At 75.7% G+C, this 18,276-nt stretch carries 12 protein-coding genes; 6 read left to right on the forward strand and 6 right to left on the reverse strand.

Annotation, left to right across the window (positions count from 1 at the left end):
* Positions 1-27: 27 nt before the first annotated feature.
* Positions 28-4,929, reverse strand: coding sequence for a DNA-binding protein (locus HNP84_RS55010; RefSeq protein WP_312924943.1), 4,902 nt, complete (start codon positions 4,927-4,929; stop codon positions 28-30).
* The gene (locus HNP84_RS15795; protein WP_185050461.1) at positions 4,926-5,792 is read right to left on the reverse strand and encodes a DUF4132 domain-containing protein; all 867 of its coding nucleotides are present in this window, start codon (positions 5,790-5,792) and stop codon (positions 4,926-4,928) included. Before HNP84_RS15795 ends, HNP84_RS55010 begins: the two co-directional genes overlap by 4 nt.
* A 323-nt stretch (positions 5,793-6,115) precedes the next feature.
* Between HNP84_RS15795 and HNP84_RS15800 the strand changes: the two genes are divergently transcribed.
* Together HNP84_RS15800 and HNP84_RS15805 are read left to right on the forward strand one after the other, a co-directional pair.
* Positions 6,116-6,484 carry a hypothetical protein gene (locus HNP84_RS15800; protein WP_185050462.1) on the forward strand — a complete coding sequence of 123 codons (369 nt, stop codon included), beginning with the start codon at positions 6,116-6,118 and terminating at the stop codon, positions 6,482-6,484.
* A 132-nt stretch (positions 6,485-6,616) separates the two neighbouring features.
* On the forward strand, positions 6,617-6,922 hold the full coding sequence (locus tag HNP84_RS15805) for a hypothetical protein (protein ID WP_185050463.1): 306 nt from the start codon (positions 6,617-6,619) through the stop codon (positions 6,920-6,922).
* A gap of 72 nt (positions 6,923-6,994) precedes the next feature.
* On the opposite strand, the gene HNP84_RS15810 is transcribed toward HNP84_RS15805, so the two are convergent.
* The 3 genes from HNP84_RS15810 to HNP84_RS15820 form a co-directional block, all read right to left on the reverse strand.
* Complete coding sequence (locus HNP84_RS15810) at positions 6,995-8,623, reverse strand: penicillin-binding transpeptidase domain-containing protein (RefSeq protein WP_185050464.1); 1,629 nt, start codon at positions 8,621-8,623, stop codon at positions 6,995-6,997.
* Between the two features lie 91 nt (positions 8,624-8,714).
* Entirely contained in the window at positions 8,715-9,374 is a 660-nt protein-coding gene (locus tag HNP84_RS15815) for a lysophospholipid acyltransferase family protein (protein ID WP_185050465.1), read from the reverse strand.
* A gap of 320 nt (positions 9,375-9,694) precedes the next feature.
* Complete coding sequence (locus tag HNP84_RS15820; RefSeq protein ID WP_246518204.1) at positions 9,695-10,309, reverse strand: NUDIX hydrolase; 615 nt, start codon at positions 10,307-10,309, stop codon at positions 9,695-9,697.
* Between the two features lie 1,038 nt (positions 10,310-11,347).
* Here HNP84_RS15820 and HNP84_RS15825 point away from each other — a divergent pair.
* From HNP84_RS15825 to HNP84_RS15840, 4 genes are read left to right on the forward strand one after another with little or no spacing between them, the layout of a single operon-like run.
* Entirely contained in the window at positions 11,348-12,130 is a 783-nt protein-coding gene (locus HNP84_RS15825; RefSeq protein ID WP_185050467.1) for a TetR/AcrR family transcriptional regulator, read from the forward strand.
* Between the two features lie 6 nt (positions 12,131-12,136).
* Complete coding sequence (locus tag HNP84_RS15830) at positions 12,137-15,934, forward strand: CHAT domain-containing tetratricopeptide repeat protein (protein ID WP_185050468.1); 3,798 nt, start codon at positions 12,137-12,139, stop codon at positions 15,932-15,934.
* Positions 15,931-16,281 (forward strand): CATRA system-associated protein, encoded by a 351-nt coding sequence (locus HNP84_RS15835; RefSeq protein WP_185050469.1) that lies wholly within the window; start codon positions 15,931-15,933, stop codon positions 16,279-16,281. Before HNP84_RS15830 ends, HNP84_RS15835 begins: the two co-directional genes overlap by 4 nt.
* A complete protein-coding gene (locus HNP84_RS15840) occupies positions 16,268-17,824 on the forward strand; it encodes a CATRA conflict system CASPASE/TPR repeat-associated protein (protein ID WP_185050470.1) in 1,557 nt (518 codons plus the stop codon). Before HNP84_RS15835 ends, HNP84_RS15840 begins: the two co-directional genes overlap by 14 nt.
* Here the strand turns inward: HNP84_RS15840 and HNP84_RS15845 are convergent.
* Positions 17,788-18,207 carry a VOC family protein gene (locus HNP84_RS15845; protein ID WP_185050471.1) on the reverse strand — a complete coding sequence of 140 codons (420 nt, stop codon included), beginning with the start codon at positions 18,205-18,207 and terminating at the stop codon, positions 17,788-17,790. The genes HNP84_RS15840 and HNP84_RS15845 overlap by 37 nt on opposite strands.
* Positions 18,208-18,276: the final 69 nt, after the last annotated feature.

Here is an 18,276-nt window from a genome sequence, read left to right on the forward strand (position 1 = left end):
GGGGTCCTCGTCGGTGTGTCGTGATGGTCAGCGCCGGCGTCCGCGCCGGGCCTTGAGCTCCTCGAACCTGGGGGCGTCGCCCTCGCGCACCCGGCGCCAGGCGCGGGCGTACAGGGCGGCGGCCGGCTCCTGCGGCACGAGGGGGAACGCGTTCTCGGCGTCGCCGAACATGGGCAGCTTCCAGGTCTCCAGCGGCAGGCGGGGGGAGCGCGACTCCTCCCAGCCGCCGGGCAGGAACAGCGAGCGCCCGGCCCGCGACCGCCCGGCCTCGACGACCAGGGAGGTGGCGGCGAGCTCGGCGCGGGCCGCCTTCAGGCGCGCGGGCTTCCAGCCGGTCCACCGGGCGGTGTTGCGGTCGGTGGGGTCGGGCATGGCCAGCAGCATGAGGTAGACCGCGGCGGCGTCCTCGCTCAGGCCGTGCTCCTTGGCGGCCTCCGCCACCAGATCGGGCACCGAGCGGGTGGGGTCCTGCGGCCACCAGGCGCCGTCGGCGTCGCGCTCCCCGGCGGCCGGGCCGCCCGGGTCGGCCAGCAGGGCGGCGAACCCGGGATCGAGGGCCATGCGCAGGGCCGTCACGGCCGGGAACGCCCCCTCCGTGGCGATCAGGGCGCGCAGGTACGGGTCGTCGCCGGACGGCCCGGCCTCCGCGACGCGGACGGCGGGGGCCGGGCGCTCGTCGTAGGTGGCCATGACGACCGCGCCGTACCTCTCGTACCCCTGGCCGGTCTCGGTCGGCGCCCCGGCGGCCTTGCGGAACGCCGGGAGAGAGACGTACCGGCCGAGGTCGAGCAGCAGCCCCGGGGCGGCCAGCCGCTCGCGGACCGCGGCCAGCGCGCCGGGGAGCGCGGCCCGGATCGGGTCGCCGGCGGGCAGCCGGTGGGCCAGCCAGCCCGCCATGGCCACCACCGAGACCAGGGCCTCGGCCGAGAAGCCCGCCTCGTCCTCGCGCTCGGGCTGCGCGCGGTCGCCGCGGATCGTCCAGGTCAGGTCGCGGCTCAGCTCCGGCGTGGCGGCCGGGTCGAGCAGGGCCTGCACGGTGCGGCCCGTGTCCCAGCCGGTCCGCACCGAGCGGGCCGCCTCGGAGGCGAGCCATTCGGGGATCGCCCTGCGGCGTCCCAGGGCCGCGTTCCACACCTCGGCGGCGCGGGCGGCGTCGGGGCCGGCGGTCCACAGCCCGGCCGGGTCGGCGGGCAGGAGCGCGGCGACGACCGCGCGCCGCACCTCGGCGGGCACCCGCCGCAGCTCTTCCTTGGCCAGGGCCGCATCGGCGGCCTTCACCCCGAGCAGGGTGCGGACGTCCTTGTCCAGGAAGGAGTGCTGGTAGGCGTCGATGTTCGGCATGCCCGCCACGACCAGCCGGGCGAGCGTGGGCGAGACGCCGGTGAGCGCGGCGAACTCCTCGGCGGCCTCCGGCCGCCACGGCGCCGGCCCGCGCTCGGCCAACTCGGCGAGGAACGCCGCCGCCCAGCCGGCCTCGCGCTCGCCGCCGGCGGGCGCCTGGGACTTGACGGTGTAGGGCGCGGGCACCTCGAACCGGCCGGACGGGTCGTGGCACAGCGCGGTGAAGTCGCAGCCGTCGTCGCCGAGGTGCCCGCGGCGCACCAGGGCGAGGAACCCGCCGCCGTCGAGCGGCAGCACGCCGAGCCAGTGGCCCTCGGACCGGCCCCCGCCGGGCGCGATCAGGTGCCGCTTGGCGAGGTTCAGCGACATCAGCCGCCACGGGGACCCCTGCGCCGGGCCGAGCAGCCCCGCGCCGTCCAGCGCACCCAGCAGGCCGGCCAGCGCCGTGCGGTGGTCGGGCGTGGTCGGCGCGACGGCGGTCCGGTAGGCCAGCGCGGCGGGAGTGTCGAGCAGCAGGTCCCATTGCAGGGTCGAACCCGGCAGCGCGTACCCGTGCAGCCGGTCCGCCGGGCCCGGGGGAAGCTCCCCGGCCACCGCCCGCGCGAGCGCGCGGATCTGCCGCCACGCGCCGTCGTGCTCGGTGTGGTGCCAGCGGAACCCGCCGAACCAGCCCAGGCCGGTCAGGGCCTCCTCGACGCGGCGGTCGGTGGGCCCCGCCGGGGTGCTGTCCTCCTGCGGGCCGCCGTCGAGCGCCTCGCTCAGCCTGGTGCCGACCTCCTGCAGCCGGGCCCGCTGGGCGGCGGCGAAGCGGACGACGCCCGCGATCCCCGTCGCCAGCGCGTCGTCGGTCACCTCGGGCAGCAGCGCGCGCACCCGCGCCCTCAGCTCGTCGTCCTCCGCGCCGGTCTCCCCGTCGGCGGCGCCCAGGGCGGCGTCCAGCAGCGCCGCGGCCAGGTCGCGATCGGCGCGGCGCAGCGCCGCCGAGCCCCGCGGGTCGCGCGGCCGCAGGCAGTGCCAGTAGTGCGGCGGCGGCAGGATGAGCGTGCCCTCGGCGAAGGGGCCGGGCGCGGCGTCGGTCTTGACCGTGGTGGTCACGATGCCGTCGGCGTCGATCAGCGAGATCCGGTAGGCGCCGGTGCGGACGACGGCGAGGGGGCGGTCCTCCCCGCCGGGCAGGGTGAGCGCGCCCACCGGCGACGGCGCTCCCGGCGGCACGGTCACCGCCCGCCCCGCCAGGTCCTCGCCGCGCTGGGCGCCGTCGGGCAGGCGCACCACGCGCCAGCCGTACAGGCCGCCGGCCGGGACGGCGAAGGCGGTGGGCTCGGCCGAGGGCGCGGGCAGCAGCCAGCCCGTGACCAGCTCGCTGCCGGCAGGGGCGGCGCGGAGCGCGTCGGCCAGGAAGCCCGGCAGCGACCTGCGGCCGTGGCGCCCGCTCGCCGGGTCGAACTCGTGCCACGCGCCGCCGGGCTCGGACCTGTCGTAGATCCGCACCCAGTACGCGGCCCCGTCGCTCATCACCGGGAGCTCCTCGGGCAGGACGGTGTCGCCCGCGTTGAGCGGCAGATGGCCGGTGGTGCGCCCGCCGCCGGGCAGCGGCAGCGTGACCGCGTCGTCGCCGTGGTACCAGTCGAGCTGCAGGCCCCGCACGTCGCGGCCCTCGATCGGGTGCAGGGTGGAGGGGGAGGTGTGCCAGTATCCGCGCAGCCCGTCGTCCAGGGCCCGGGACCTCCAGTACACCAGCAGCTCGCCGCCCACGTGGTGGAAGCCGGGACGGCCCCACAGGTCGCCCGACGGGATGCGCAGGTCGTGGGTGAGCACGGTGCCCTCCGCGCCCAGCACCCTGACCTGGGCGGGGCCCGCGGCGATCAGGTGCGGCCAGGCGTCGGCGACGATGATGTCGTCCACGTCCTGCACCGGCACCAGCGCGGCCGCGGCGTCGTCCCAGGCCGGCCAGCCCAGCTCGTCGAGCAGCCCGGCGCGCAGGGTGCGGGCGAGCACCGGCGCGACGTCGGTCGCGGCGGCCCGCCGCACCTCGTCGGCGGCCAGGGCAAGCGCCTCGCCGGGGAGCCAGGCCAGCCTGCGCATCGCCTCGGGCATGTCGGGCAGGCCGGTGGTGGTGAACCTGCGGGCCACCTCGGCCACCCACTCGGCCAGCAGCGGACGGCCGCCGGGCGAACCGGCCAGCACGCGTACGGCGCGGATGCCGGACTCGTCGCCGTCCAAGCCGTCGCAGGCGCGGTGGAAGACGGGCTTGAAGCGCTCGTCGGCGCCCAGGGCGAGCAGGTCGCGCCGGCCCTCGCCCGTGGCCCAGTGCTCCAGCCGCAGCCAGTCGCGCGGCCCGGGGGCCGCCACGGGGACGCCCAGGGCGAGCAGCAGGTCCACCAGATCGACGTCGTTGCCGATCAGGGACATCGGGACGCCGCCCTCGGCCGGCTCGGCGCGCAGCGCCCCGGCCATCCGCTCCACCAGGTCGTACAGGCGGGGCAGGCGGGCCGGCAGGCCCCAGGCGTAGTTGCGCGCCGTGAGGAACCTGGCCAGCCAGCCCGAGCTGCCGTCGGCGGGCCGCTCCTCCTCCGGCGCGCCGGGGTCGATCAGACCGGCGGTGGCGCCGGAGCGGTCCAGGAGATCCAGCCACACCGCGGCCAGCTCGGAGTCGCGGGACTGCGGCATCATGTTCAGCAGCGCGCCGCGCACCCGCGGCTCGCGCCGGGCCAGCGCGGCGATGGCCGCGCCGTGGGCCTTCCACCAGCCGGTGGCCGCCCGCTGCGTGACCGGCAGCCCGAGCAGCTCGCCGAGGTACGCCTGCTCCTCCGCGTCGGCGTCGGCGCCGCAGGCCCGCGCCAGCCTCCGCAGGTCGGCCGCCATCTGCGCCGAGGGCGGCAGGCCCCCGGCCGTGCGCCGCACGCACAGCCGGGCGAAGCGGCGCAGCGCCTCCTCCGCCGGCACCCGGGCGGCCAGCTCCTTGGCGTACGCCGAGAGCACCTTCACCGGCAGCGCCCCCGCCAGCGCGAACTCCAGGAACACCGCGTCGAGACGGTCCTCGTCCACCTCAAGGCCGTGCTCGGCCTCCGCCCGGCGCGCGGCCCCGAACATCTGCGCGGCGTACGCGGGGTTCTCCACGTCCAGGAACACCCGGCCGGCCTGCTCGTAGAAGGTGGGCAGGAAGTGCGGCACGGACGCGGCCATCTCGCGGGCGAGCCGCTGGTAGGCGTCCAGCGCCTGCTTGGGCTTCGACCTGGCCTGCCGGGCGATGCGCTCCAGCTCGGGCATGACGCCGAGCGCGTGCCGCCCGTCCTGGGGATGGTGGGCCAGCACCCACTCGGGGAAGCCGAGCGAGCGGCGCGCCCCCAGCCCGACCACCACCGGTTCGCCGTCGGGCTCCAGGCCCATGAAGCCCGCCGCCAGGTCCTCGGCCGCGCCCAGCTCCTCCGGCACCAGGCGGACCACCACCCGGTCGTCCAGGCCGGGATGCCGGTAGGCGCGCGCCACCAGCGGCACCGCGCGCTCGCCCGCATCGGTCCCCGGCGGCAGCACCGCCCCCGCCTTCAGCAGCTCCTCGGCCTGCGCCGGCGTCATCCGCTCGCTCACGCCTTCCCGCCTTCCTCCACCTTGCGCCCGGCGTACAGCGCCGCGGCCATGCGCATCCCCTCCGACCAGGCCACCGGCCCGACCTCACGCAGCGGCAGGCTCCTGCCGTCGCGGTCGTGCCAGATCAGGTCGCCCGTCTCCACCGAGTCCTCCCAGTACGGCTCGCCGATCCACACCGCCGCCTCGACGGTGCGGGCGCCGTCGCGCACCCGGCAGGTGGCATAGCCCCCGGACACCCGGTAGCCGAGCGCGGTGGCGCGGGCGGCCAGGTGGAAGCGGGAGTCGTAGCGCCCGCCGGAGAACTCCGTCACGGCACGGGCCTTCTCGGCCAGACCGGCGGGCTTGACCCAGGTGGCACGGTGGATCTGCTCGACCCGCTGGGTCACGCCCAGCTCGGCGGCGAACTCGCGCAGATCGTCCAGGTCGGGCAGCAGCACGGGGTGGGGCAACGTCACCGTGCGCGGCGCCAGGCGTACGGTCTCGCCGTCGAGATTCACCACCCGCAGCTCGCCGGAGCCGGTGGCGTCGCGCAGGAAGCCCACCTCGTCGGGGTCGTCGCCCACCACCGCCATGTCGCGCAGGGCCGCCTGCCACGCCTCGTCGGGCCACACCCGCGCCAGCAGCCCGGTCGGCACCGGCAGCGAGGAGACCATCCACGCGTCCACCTGCGCCACGCACGCGTCGGCATGCCGGTCCAGCCACTGCGCCAGCCGCCGCAGCCGATCCACCTCCGGATGCTCACGCAGGGCCTTGGGCAGCGACTTCAACCGCCGCCCGGCGGCCCGCCCGGACGTGGCCCTCGCCGCCACCCGCCCCTCGATCAGGGCGACCTCGTACCCGTCGCCCGCAGCCAGCCATGCCAAAGCCGCCGCCTTTCACCGTACGAAAAATGGGCCGCGCGCCCGCTGGGACGCGCGTGAACGCTCACCGGGGCTCTCCCGCCGCGATGCGCGAGATGCTAGCGGCCCTGGCCGACAAAGATCCGCGATCTCCGGGTAACTCCTGTTACGCGAAGAGCGTCCCCTACCGGCTCATATGGTTGGCTTCTCGACCCGCCTCGGCCGTTCCGGCGGCGATTTCCCGTGGCGGACTACGGGTTTTCCCGGATTCCCTGCGTGTTCGCTTCATCACACCCTGTTAGCGGGTGGCGTCGGGCCGCTCATGGCAGCGACAGGAGGAGGAAGGCATGCGGAAGAAGCTGGCGCGGATCGGGGCCGCGGCGTTCGGTGGGGTCGCGCTGTGCGCGGTCGCGTTCGCGGGTGCGGGGGCGGCGCAGGCGGCGGCGCCGGGGGCCGTGGAGGCCGGTCACGCCGTCGTGCGGGCCGATCCGGTGCGCTGGGACTTCAGGGTGCCGGGGGTGCGGATCTTCCTGCGGGCCCACGCCGGTTCGCCGGTGCTCGGGCTGGGTTATCCGGGCCAGGGCTTCGAGACCGAGCGGTTCGACTGGGGGCCGGAGTACGTCTGCGACAACGGCTCGATCGCGACGCTGTGGGGGTACGGCCGTAACCTCGCGACGGGCGTGCGGGGCTTCGTGCCGAGCTGCAACCTGGTCTGAGGTCCCCGCCCGCGGGGCCGTTCACCATCCAGGGGCGACGTGGCGGCCGGAGGCTGGGCGCGGACGACGCGCCGCCCCGGCCGTCCGGCGCTCGTCGCTCGCGCGGTGGCGGCAACCAGTGGAGCGCCGTGCATGTGGACGCCGCCGCCGAGCTGTTCCTGCGCGCCGTGGAACGCGCTGGCGGCGGGGCGTACGACGTCGCCTCCTGCGAGCGGGTGCCCATGTGCGAGATCGCCGACGGCCGTCGCCAAGCTCACCGGCCCCCGCGCCCGGCCGATCTCGCCCGCCGTGGCCGAGCAGACCCCGGGGCCCGCGCTCACCGCCCTCCTCGCCCGGGAGGCCCCGATCGACCCCACCCTGGCCGAGGCCGACCTCGGCTGGATGAAGCCCACCGGGCCGGGCCTGGTCGAGGGCGTCAGCGCGGGCTCGTACGCCTGACCCGCGCGACACACCGGCCCTCCAGGGCCCGCGTCCGGCGGCCCTCCGAGGGGCAGGGCGGCGCGGTTCAGGTCAGGGCAGCGCCTTGAGGAACGTGGCGGCGATCGGCGCGGCCACCGCGCCGCCACCGCCGCCGCCCTCCACCACCACGGCGAAGGCGACCTCGCCCCGGTAGCCGATGAACCAGGCGTGCGAGTCGAGCTTCTCCCCGGTGCCGTACTCGGCGGTCCCGGTCTTGCCGCGCGTGCCGGACGGCAGCCCCGCCTTCTTCGCGGTGCCCTTGGTGACCACCGCGGACATCATCGAGCGCAGCGCCTCGGTCGCCTCGGACGGCAGCTCGACCGGCTCGGCCTTCTGCTTGATGGAGGGGACCAGCGTCGGCGGGTGCCAGGTGCCGGAGGCGATGGCCGCCGCGACCGAGGCCATCACCAGCGGGCTGGAGGTGATGCGGGCCTGGCCGAAGGACTCGGCGGCCAGCTCGGCGTCGCTCTGCGCCTTGGGCAGGCTCGCCTTGGTGGCCGGGACGCCGATGTTCAGCGGCTGGTTGAAGCCCACCATCTCGGCCGTCGCCAGCAGCTTGGCCGCCCCGAGCCGCTGGGCGGCCAGCGGGGCGAAGGTGGTGTTGCACGAGTGGGCGAAGGCGTCGCTCAGGCTGAGCGAGCCGTACTCGGCGTGCTCGGAGTTGCGGATCTTCAGCCCGCCGACGGTGACGTACTTGGGGCAGCTCACCTGCTGTCCGGCCGACATCCCCTCGGCCAGCAGTCCGAGCGCCGTGACGGCCTTGAACGTCGATCCCGGCGGGTAGTTGCCGTCCAGCGCCCGGTTGAACCCGCCCCGGTTGTTGACCACCGCCAGGATCTCCCCGGTGCCGGGGCGGATCGCCACCAGCGAGGCGGGCTTGTCCAGGCCGCGTACGGCCTCGACGGCGGCGCGCTGCACGCTCAGGTCGAGCGTGGTGCGCACGTCCTCGCCCTCGGCGCCCTCCAGCTCGCCCAGTTTCTTGACCCGTTTGCCGCCCCCGCCGACCAGCTCGACGGTCGTGGTCGGCCGCCCGGCCAGCCGCTTTTGGAACGTGGCCTGCAGCCCGGCCCGGCCGACCGGGTCGCCCTTCTCGTAGGGGACGCCGAGCTGCTTGACGTCCTTGTCGGTCGCCTTGTCCAGCCAGCCCACGAGCTGCTGCACCGATCCGCCGTCGTCGCCGTCGTCGATGCGCTCGCCGTCGGCGTCGGTGATCCGGGCGCGCTCGGGCCAGGTCGTCTTCAATGCCAGTTTGGTCTGGGCGGTCAGGTCGGGGTGCACGGCGGCGGGGGACCAGTCGACCTTCCACCGCCGGTCTTTCACCACCAGCCTCAGGCTGCCGTCGTAGGACCACTCGCCGCCCGTGGCCAGGCGCTGCACCGCCTTGTACGCCGCCGTCGCCGACCCGTCGCCCTCGCGCACGCCGCTCAGTGACACGCTCGTCGAGGTCACGCCCAGCGCCTTGCCCAGTGAGGCGTACGCCTGGTCGAACCCCTGCGCGGGCGCGGCCAGCTCGGCGCGCATGGCCGCCAGGTCGCCCCGCTGCCACGCCTGGAGATACCGCGTCGCGGTCTCACCCGGCGTGCCGCGCGTGTGCAGCACGTAGTAGGCGCCACCGGCGGCGGCCCCCACCGCCAGCACGGTGATCACCGAAGCGATGGCGATCGTACGCCCCCGTGGCACCCGACACCCCCTGATCGTCCGATGGCCTCCGAGCACCCGAGCTTAGTATTCGCGCCGGGACGGAACCCGGTTCACCCCCAACCCGGGGGGTTCACGCGGCCGGTCGGCGGGCCTTCACCGAGGCGGCGTACTCGGGAACGTATTCTTGCCCGGACAACTTCTGGATCGCGGCCATGATCTCGTCGGTGACCTCGCGCCGGGTGCGGGCCTGCCGCTCGTCGCCGCTGAAGGTCATCGGCTCGCCGATCTTGATCCCGATCGGCGCGATGCGCGGCACGGTCGCCCCGATCGGCAGCACCTTGTCGGTGCCCGACATCGCCACCGGGATGACCGGCAGCCCGGTCTTCAGCGCCAGCCAGGCCACGCCGATCTTGCCGCGGTACAGCCGTCCGTCGGGGGAGCGGGTGCCCTCGGGGTAGATGCCGAACAGGTTGCCCTCCTCCAGCACCTTCACCGCCGCGTCCAGCACGCCCTGCGCCGCCCCGGCGCTGGACCGGTCCACGCCGATCTGGCCCGTGGCGCGCATGTACATGGCCGTGATCGGGTTGCCGGTGAAGTACTCGGCCTTGGCCAGGAACGTCACCCGCCGCGGCAGCATCAGCGGCAGGAACGTGGAGTCGAGCACCGACAGGTGGTTGGAGGCCATGATGGCCGGGCCCTTGACCGGCACGTGCTCCACGCCGCTCACCTTCGGGCGCCACAGCAGGTGCAGGAACGGGGCACTGACGATCTTGGTGACCTCGTAGAGCAACGGCCTCTCCTCGTTCGGCGCGGGCGGCGGCCCGGGCGCCCTTCGTACGCTGGACCCGCCAACCCTATTCTCGCCCCGCCCGCCCCGCCTAACGCGAACCTCCGCGAGAACGCAAAGGCCCCGCGAGCATCGTCCAGATGCTCGCGGGGCCCTGCCACACGCTTTAGGCCGATGTGGCGGTCGCCTCCTCGGCGAGAGGCACAACACGGCTCCAGCCGAACGGTATTCCGTGAAGGCGGTAATTTGCGGCCCGGGGGACACAGACCACATCGGCCACTCGACTCTAACGGACACCTGGAGATGCTTATTCCCAGGGGGGCTCACCGGCGTGTCCAGTGCGGCTGGGCCAGGTCGCCCACCCGCAGGTCACCGCCCTTGAGCGCCACCTCCGCGAACTGCCACAAAATCGCGCCGGTCGGCGCGTGGATCACGATCGAGGGCCCCAGCGGCATCTGCAGCAGCCGCCGCCCCGCGCGGTCGCGCACCCACCGCGGCACCCCGGGAGCCAGGAACCGTTCCAGCGGCACCCGGTGCGCCGAGGCGACCTCCCGCGGATCGGGCCGCGGCTCCTGCCGCCCCCCGAACGCCACGAACGGCGTGATCACGAACCCGGAGTCGGTCACGAAGTCGTCCAGCGCCCCCGCCACGTCCACGCCCGTGATCCCCACCTCCTCGGCCAGCTCCCGCAGCGCCGCCGCCTCGGCGTCCTCCCCGTCCTCCACCCGCCCGCCCGGCAGCGCCCACTGCCCGGCGTTGCGCCCCCGCGCCGCCCGCCTGATCACCACCGTGTACGGCTCGCCGCCCTCGCCCTCCAGCACGCACACCGTCACCGCCGCCCGCCGATGCCCGTCCGGCAGCGGCACGGCCCGGCGAGCAAAGGCCGCGAGGTTCGCCGCGACCCGCTCCCGCAGCTCACCGATAGGGGAGACAATCATGACCTTCAGCATCGCACACGCCCCCACGCCCGCCGGCCCTCCGCACACACCCCCAGGCCCGCCGGCCCTGCGCACACGCCCGCGCCTGGCACACACCTGCCCCCGCCATACGCCCGTCCCCGGCACACGCCCGCACCCCGGCGTACGCCGCGTGCCGCGCATGCCGCGTGCGGCGCATCTCGCGTGCGGCGCCCCCCGCGCGCCGCACACCCCCGCCCCCCCGCACACTCCCTGCGGGGGTGCCCCGGGCGTCGGCCCCCCGGGCGTCGGGCCCCTGGGCGTCGGGCCCCTGGGTGTCGGGCCCCTGGGTGTCGGGCCCCTGGGTGTCGGGCCCCTGGGTGTCGGGCCCCTGGGTGTCGGGCCCCGGGCGTCGGGCCCCCGCGCCGCACGCCCTCCGCCCCCGCACACTCCCTGCGCGGGTGCCCCGGGCACCGAACCCCCGGGCACTGCACCTCCGCGCGTCGCGCCCCCGCGCCGCACGCCCTCCACCCCCGCACACTCCCTGCGCGGGTGCCCCGGGCGCCGCCCCCGCGCACTCCGCACCCCGCGCACTCCGCACCCCGCGCACTACGCGCGCCGCGCGCCAGGCCCCCGCGCCTCGCACACTCCGGCACGCCGCACCTCGCGCCCCCCACCTCGTGCACTTTCCCGCATCCCGAACACGTCCGTCTCACCGAGCGTGGCGGATAGGATCCGGAAACGCGGGGCCTCGCCGGAGTGCCAGCCCGGCGAGGCCCCGCCCCACCCACCAGGCCCCGGCGAGCCGGTCGCGGGGGAGTGCGGGGGGCAACGGTGGGGGCGGGATGGTGGCCTGTGCCTGTGCCTGTGCGAATGTGACGCTCTTCCGCTGCCTTTCCCCTGAGCGTGGAGGCACCCGGTGGCGGGGTGCGGGGGCAACGGTTGAAACGGACGCACCGGGTGGCGGGGTGCGGGGGCAGCGGTGGGGTTTCCGCGTGGCGGGGTGGTGGCGCGTGCCGGTGCTTGTGTGAATGCGACGGCCGTGCGCGTTCACCTCACTTGTCGATCGGGAGATCGGCCGTGGCACCACCCGCACGCCAGCGCATCCTCGACGCCACGGCCCGGCTGCTGCGCGAACGCGGGCTGGCGCGGCTCACCACGCGGGAGATCGCCCAGGCCGCCGACGTGGCCGAAGGCAGTATCACCAAGAACTTCGGCGGCAAGATCGGCCTGCTCATCGAGCTGCTGTCGCAGGAGCTGCCCGAGTTGCGGGCCTGGCAGCAGGTGGCCACCCCGCCCGGCCAGCGCCCGATGCGCGACGTGCTGATCGACCTGCTGTGGCGGGGCATCGACTACTACGCCGCGTCGCTGCCGTTGATCGCGGGCGCCGCCGCCGACCAGGATCTGTTCGCCGCCTATCAGAAGGTGAACCGCGACCGCGGCACCGGCCCGCACCTGGCGCTGCACCAGGTGGCCGGTTATCTGGCGGAGTGCCGGGAGGCGGGTGAGCTGCCACGCGACAGCGATCCCCACGCCCTCGCCCTCGTCCTGTGCGGCACCGCCCGGTTCGAGGCGTACTCCGGCTACATCTCCGGCGGCGAGGCGCTGCCCGGTGACCGGCCGACCGCGTCGCCGCCACCGCCGACCTGCTGCTCCGGGGCTGCGCGTGATCGTCATGCCGCGTCGTCGTGCGCAGGACGGGCGGCGGGCATGGTGGTAGCGTTCAGCGCACGACGGCCGTACCGCGCGGGGAACCGGTCGCGTCCGTCGGCTCCCCGTCGCCGCTGGGAGGGCGAGGATGCGCGATCGGTTGCCGGGCCGGGCCCCGCGCTTCGGCCCATGGTGGGCCATGTCGGGGCATGACGGGTCATGACCGTTACGGGCGACCGGGTGCCGGCGTTGCGCGGCAGGATCGAGCGTTTCCTCGCGACCGGGGAGAAGGCGTGCCTCCTCGACCCCGCGGCGCTCGACGACGCTCTCGCGCTCCTGGCTGATTTATCCGGTCTGTCTGGGGCGAGCGCCGGTTCGCTGGCGCTCGTGGCGCGGTTCCACGCCTTGCGGGTGGCCGTGCAGGACGCGTCCGCGACGCCCGACTTCGTGGTCATGGCGGCCTGCGCCGAGACGCTGCGGCTGGCCGGCGCCTCGCAGCACACCCCCGCCGAGGCGCTGCGCGGCATGGCGGAGCTGGAGCGCGGCGGGCCGGAGGACGCCGCACTGCTGCGCCGTCCCTCCACCTGGGTCCGGTTCGCCGCCCAGGCCGCCGATGCCACCGCACGATCCCTCGGCCGGGAGCTGGTGCGCCTGGCGGTCCTGCTCCACGCCGAGGGCTTGTGGCCGGAGCCGGTGCCGCCGGCCGACCTGTGCGCCGAGATCCGGGTCCACCTGCTCGGGACCCCCGATCCGGGCACGCTGGAGTACGGCATCGCCCTCGTCGAGTCCCTGCTGGCCTGCCTTGCCGCGCCTGATCGCGCGGGGTCGCTCAACGACGTCGCCTTCGCCCACCTGGCCGCGTACGAGATCGACGGCGAGCGCGCCCGCCTGGACGCGGCGGTGGACGCGGCACGGCGCGCGGTGGCGGCCGCCGGCGGAGCCGACCTCGCGGTGTGCCTGTCGGGGCTGGGCACGGCCCTGCAGACCCTGGCGAACGCGACCGGGTCGGTGCGCGCGGCCGACGAGGCGGCCGAGGCGGCCGGCCGGGCCGTCGCGGTCGCCGCCCACGACGATCCCAACCGTGCCGCCTACCTCGTCAACCGGTCCGCGGCCCTGCTGGAGCAGGCGGAGGTGAGCCTGGCCGGCGACCTGGACGCGGCGATACGCGCCGCGCGGGAGGCCGCCGGCATCCCCGGTGCTTCCGCCGGCGTCGCCGCCAGCGCCGAGACCAACCTGTGCCTGGCCCTGCTCAACCGGTACGAACGGGGGGCGGGCGGCGACGACGACCTGACCGCCGCGGTCGAGGCTGGGTGGCGTGCGCTCCGCCTGGAGCCGGACGGCCCGCTGCGCCCGAGCCGGCTGTCGAACCTGTCCCGGGCCCTGCGCATGCGGTACGGCCGCACCGGCGCCGATGAGGATCTGGACCAGGCGCTGGCCACGGCGGAGGAGGCGGTCGCCGCGTCCGCCGGTGACGTGGTGAACCTCGACGGCTACCTGAGCAATCTGGCCATCGCGCAACTGGACCACTACGGCCGGACGGGGACGGCCGCCGACCTCGACACCGCCCTGCGCACCGCCAGGCGGGCCGTGAGCGCCACCCCCGGCGGCCATCCGGCGCGCCGGGCCGGGCGGCTGGCGAACCTGGCGAACACGCTGCTGGCCGCGGCCAGGTCGCGCGGCGCCGCCGATCTCGGCGAGGCGGTGGAGGTGAGCAGGCTCGCCCTGGACAGCACGCCGGAGGGGCACCCCGACCGGATCATGCACCTGCTGAACCTGGCCGGTGCGCTGCGCGCCGCCTACGACGCCACGGGATCGCTCGCCGAGCTACTGGAGGCCGGCGAGCTGGCCGAACAGGCCGATGCGCTCGTCCCCGGCGGCCATCCGCTGCGCGGCATCGCGTCCTACACCCTAGGCGCGGTGGCGCAGACGCTGGCCGTGCGGGGAGGCGCGGCGCACGGCCGGGAGCAGGCGGCCGCCCACGCGCAGCGGGCCGTGACCGCCCTCCGCGCGGCCGTGGCGGCCTTTCCTCCCGGCCACCGGATGCGGCCGGCGGCCCTGGACGGCCTGGCCAACGCGCTGCAGATCCTCTCCTGGCTCACCGCCGACCCCGCCGCTCTGACCGAGGCGGTCGAAACGGGACGAGCCGCACTCCGCGAGACGCCGGTGGGCGACCCGGCGCGGCCCGGCAGGCTGTGCAATCTGAGCATCGCCGCGCGGTCGTTGCACGAGAGCACCTGGCTCCCCGAGGCGGTGCACGAAGCCGCCCGCCTGGCCGGGGAGGCCGTCGCCGCGACCGCCGCCGACGAACCCGAGCACGCCGTGGCGCAGTTCCTGCTGGGCGAGGCCCTGTACGGCGGGCGACCCGATCTGCGCGATCCGGCCGGCTTCGAGGACGTGCTGGACGCCTACCGCCGGGCGTCCGCGGTGCCGACGGGGGCGCCCGTCGTCCGGGCCCACGCCGCCGCCGCGTGGGGCCGGCTGGCAGCGGTCCTGGGCGACCATCGCGAAGCGCTGCGAGGGCTGACCACCGCCGTCGAGCTGCTGGAGCTGGTGGTGCCGGCGGCCATGGGGCTGCCGGATCAGGAACACCGCCTGGCGGGCTTCCCCGACTTCACCGGCGTGGCCTCCGACGCGGCCGCCTGCGCCCTGGCCCTCGGCGGCGCCGGGCTCGCCCTGGAACTGCTGGAGCGCGGCCGGGGCCTGCTCATCGGGCATGCCCTGGACACCCGCGTGGACCTCGCCGCGCTGGAACGCCGGGCACCGGAACTGGCCGCGCGCTTCGGCGAGCTGTGCCGGTCGCTCGACCGCGCCCGCGCGACCGCCCCCGACCTGCCCACCGGCCGCCTGCTCGCCCCAGCCGTGCGCTCCGCCACGGTCGCCGGCCTGCGGGCGCGGTACGAGGAGTTGACCCGCCTGCTCGCGGAGATCCGCCGCATCCGCGGGTTCGGCCGGTTCATGGACCGGCCCGACGTCGAGGAGCTGAAGGCGGCCGCCGCCGGGGGCGCCGTCATCGTGATCAACGTGAGCGATTTCGGCAGCCACGCGCTCATCGTCACCCCGCGCGCCGTGACGGCCACGCCACTGGAGGACCTGCACCCCGCCGCCGTCCGCGGCAAGGTACGCCTCTTCTCCGAGGCGCTGCGCGAGGGCAGACCCGGCACCGCCGATGAGGACACGATCCACGACGTGCTGGAGTGGCTGTGGGACACGATCGCGCAGACCGTGCTGAAGCGGCTGCGCGAACACGGCCCGATCCGCCGGGTGTGGTGGTCGGCGACCGGGCCGCTGGCGCTGCTGCCGCTCCACGCCGCCGGCCGCCGCGGCGAACCGGGCGTGCTGGACGAGGTCGTCTCCTCCTACACGCCGACGCTGAGCGCACTGGCCCGGGTGCCGGCCCCGCCCGCCGGCGACGGTCCGCCGCGCGGACTGGTCGTCAGCATGCCCAGGACGCCGCGCCACCGCCCGCTGCCCGGGGCCGCGGCCGCACCCGGCCTGATGCGTTCGGTGTGCCCCGGCGCCACCGACGAGCTGACCGGGCCGGCGGCTACGCGGGAGGCGGTCCTGAACGCGCTGCCCGGCCACCGGTACGTGCATCTGGCCTGCCACGCCTACACCGATCCGGCCCGGCCGTCGCGCAGCCGCCTCGTCCTGCACGACCACGCGCGCGCACCGCTGACCGTCGCCGACGTGCTGGGACTGCACGCCGGGGGAGAACTGGCGTTCCTGTCCGCGTGCGGGACCGCCCGCACCGGCGCCGAGCTGGCCGACGAGGGCATCCACCTGGTCTCGGCCTTCCAACTGGCCGGATACCGGCACGTGGTCGGCACCTTGTGGACGGTGGCCGACCGGCACACCGTACGCGTAGACAGCCATGTCTACCGGGCGCTGCGCGAATCCGGAGACCCCGGCCGCGTCCCGCTGGCGCTGCACGAGGCGGTGCTGGAGCAGCGGCGGCGCTGGCCGGACCACCCGTCGGTGTGGGCCTGCCACACGCACTCGGGAGCAGGAGGGACATGATCAGGCCGGAGACGATCGAGGAAGCGGACGAGGCGCTGGACTGGCTCTTCGACGCGTCCTTCACCTCGGCGGAATGGGAGCGGGTGTCCGCGCTCCTGGACACCCTGGCCGAGGCGCTGGCGGGCGAGGAGGACGCGGCGGTGCTGGACGCCGTCGCCGCCCTGGACCGCCTGCTGCAGCGCGGCGACTGGGAGGAGATCTCCGAAGAGGAGTGGACGGACGACGACGACGCCGTGCGCGCCGGCGAAGGCGAGGCCCCGCCCAAGGTGCGCGAGCGGCTGAACAAGCTCAAACACGCCCTGCAGGCCCTGCGAGGCGGCCGGCGCGGCGACGATGAGCGGGACTGAGCGGCCGCGCTGGTGGCCGTCGTCCGGGCCGGCCACGCAGGCGATGGCCGTCTACCTGTACGCGCCGGTGGACGGGCCGCACGCGGAGGAATGCTGGAGCGGCATCCGCTCCCTGTGGCACTCCCTCGCCGAGGGGCGGCGGGCCGGACTGCCGTCACGACCGGGCGATGTCCGCGCCGACGGCGTATGCGCCGCCCTGGCGGGGGCGTCCCACCCCCTGATCCGGCAGATGGCCCTGTGGCGACGGCATGACGTCGTGTGCGCCGGGGTCCTGCTGGCTCCCCGCGAGCAGGACGCCGATGTGCCGGGACGAACCGACTGGGCGGCCCTCGAAGCGGCCTGGACCGGCCTGTGCGCCGGGATACCGCATCTACTCGGCGAGGCCCGCGTGCTGATGGCCGTCCTGCGGGCCCCGCGCGGACCGGGCGCGACCCGGGCGCTGCGGCGAGCCGTGCCCCCGCCCGCCCCGCCGGGATGGTGGACCCGCCGTGACACCGTGGCGCCGGGCTTCGCGCTGTGGGAGGCGTCCCCCTCCGGCGACGACGGCCGCCCGCTGCGCCGGCTGGTCGTCACGTGCCCGCCCCGGCACCAGGCGCGGCTGAGCCGGTGGACGTGGCGCGGCGCCGGCCGCGCGATGCCGGCGCTCGCGACCTATCTGCTCCACCTGGCGAAGGTCAGGTACCAGTACCGGGTGCACGCCGGCGAGCTGGGCTTCCTTGCCCGCGGCGACGCCCTGGAGACGGACGTCGCCCGCCTCGTCGCCCTGCACGAGGACGACGAGGCGGTCACCCCGGAGCGGTGGCGGCGGGCGCACCAGGATCTTGAGCGGGTGCGCGTGGCGGCGATGGACCTGGCGCTCACCGCGGTCGGGCTGGCCGAGATGGCCCGGACGGTGGAGATCGCCCAGGACAACGCCCGGGCCGTGCTGCCGCATGCCGCGTTCTCTCCGGCGGGCGGGCCGCTCGCCGACGACGAGGACATGATCGGCTGGTTTCGCGCGCAGCTCGAAGACGACCGCGTCTACGTCGAGGCGGCGGTCCAGCGCGCCGGGGGGATGGAGAAGGTCACCGAGGCCCGGATCCAGCGCTGGTTCCAGGACCGGGAAGAGCGGGCGCGCCGCCACAGCGACAGGCTGGCGCTCCTGCAGACCTCGATCCTGGGAGCCCTCCTCATGGGCCTCGGCGCCATACAGGCCTTCGAGTACCGCGTTCCCGTCGCGGCACGCCTGTACGCGCCGCTGATCGCCCTGCTGTCCGCCCTCGCGCTGACCCTGCCCACCGTGGTGATCCGGCTGTCGGCGCACTCCCCGGACGGCCGCTCCATCGGCGTGTCCGGCTACCTGGGCACGGCGGCCGTCGGCGCGTCCCTCGGCTGGCTGGCCGTCTCCCTGGCCAGTTACACGCTCCGGTGGCCGGTCCCCGAACCCGCCGTGACGGTCCCGCTCGCCGCCGCGGGGGCGGCCCTGACCACCGCGGCGGCCGCGATCCGATCGTGGTTCCTGCGCCGTCAGGCGGAGGGCGGCGAGGCCAGGACCTCCAGGTAGTGCCGGTTGTACATGATGCCCAGCACGTTGCCGAACGGGTCGGTCACGGCGGCGGTGACGAAGCCGGGGCCGCGTTCGGTGAGCGGTAGGTACGGCGTGGCGCCCATCGCCAGCAGGCGGTCCAGCGCGGCCTCGACGTCGTCGACGTGCCAGTGGATGACGGCGCCACCGGGGGCGGCGGGAGCCTCAGGCGGGGCGTAGCGCCGGTCGATCAGGCCCAGCTCGCTCTGGTGGTCGCCGATCCTGAACTCGTAGTAGGCGGCGGGCCGTCCGCCGCCCGGCCGCTCGAAGTAGGGCTCGACGCCCAGCAGTTCGGTGTACCACTTCCTGGCGGCCTCCAGGTCCTCGGCCCAGAAGTTGACGGTGGCCGGTCCTCGCAGCATGGTCTGCTCCTTTCGTCTCCGCCCACGTTAGGAGCCGTTGCGGAAGGTGCGTTTCCGCAATGCGCTGGC

The sequence above is a fragment of the Thermocatellispora tengchongensis genome, from assembly GCF_014202315.1.
Classification (GTDB): domain Bacteria; phylum Actinomycetota; class Actinomycetes; order Streptosporangiales; family Streptosporangiaceae; genus Thermocatellispora; species Thermocatellispora tengchongensis.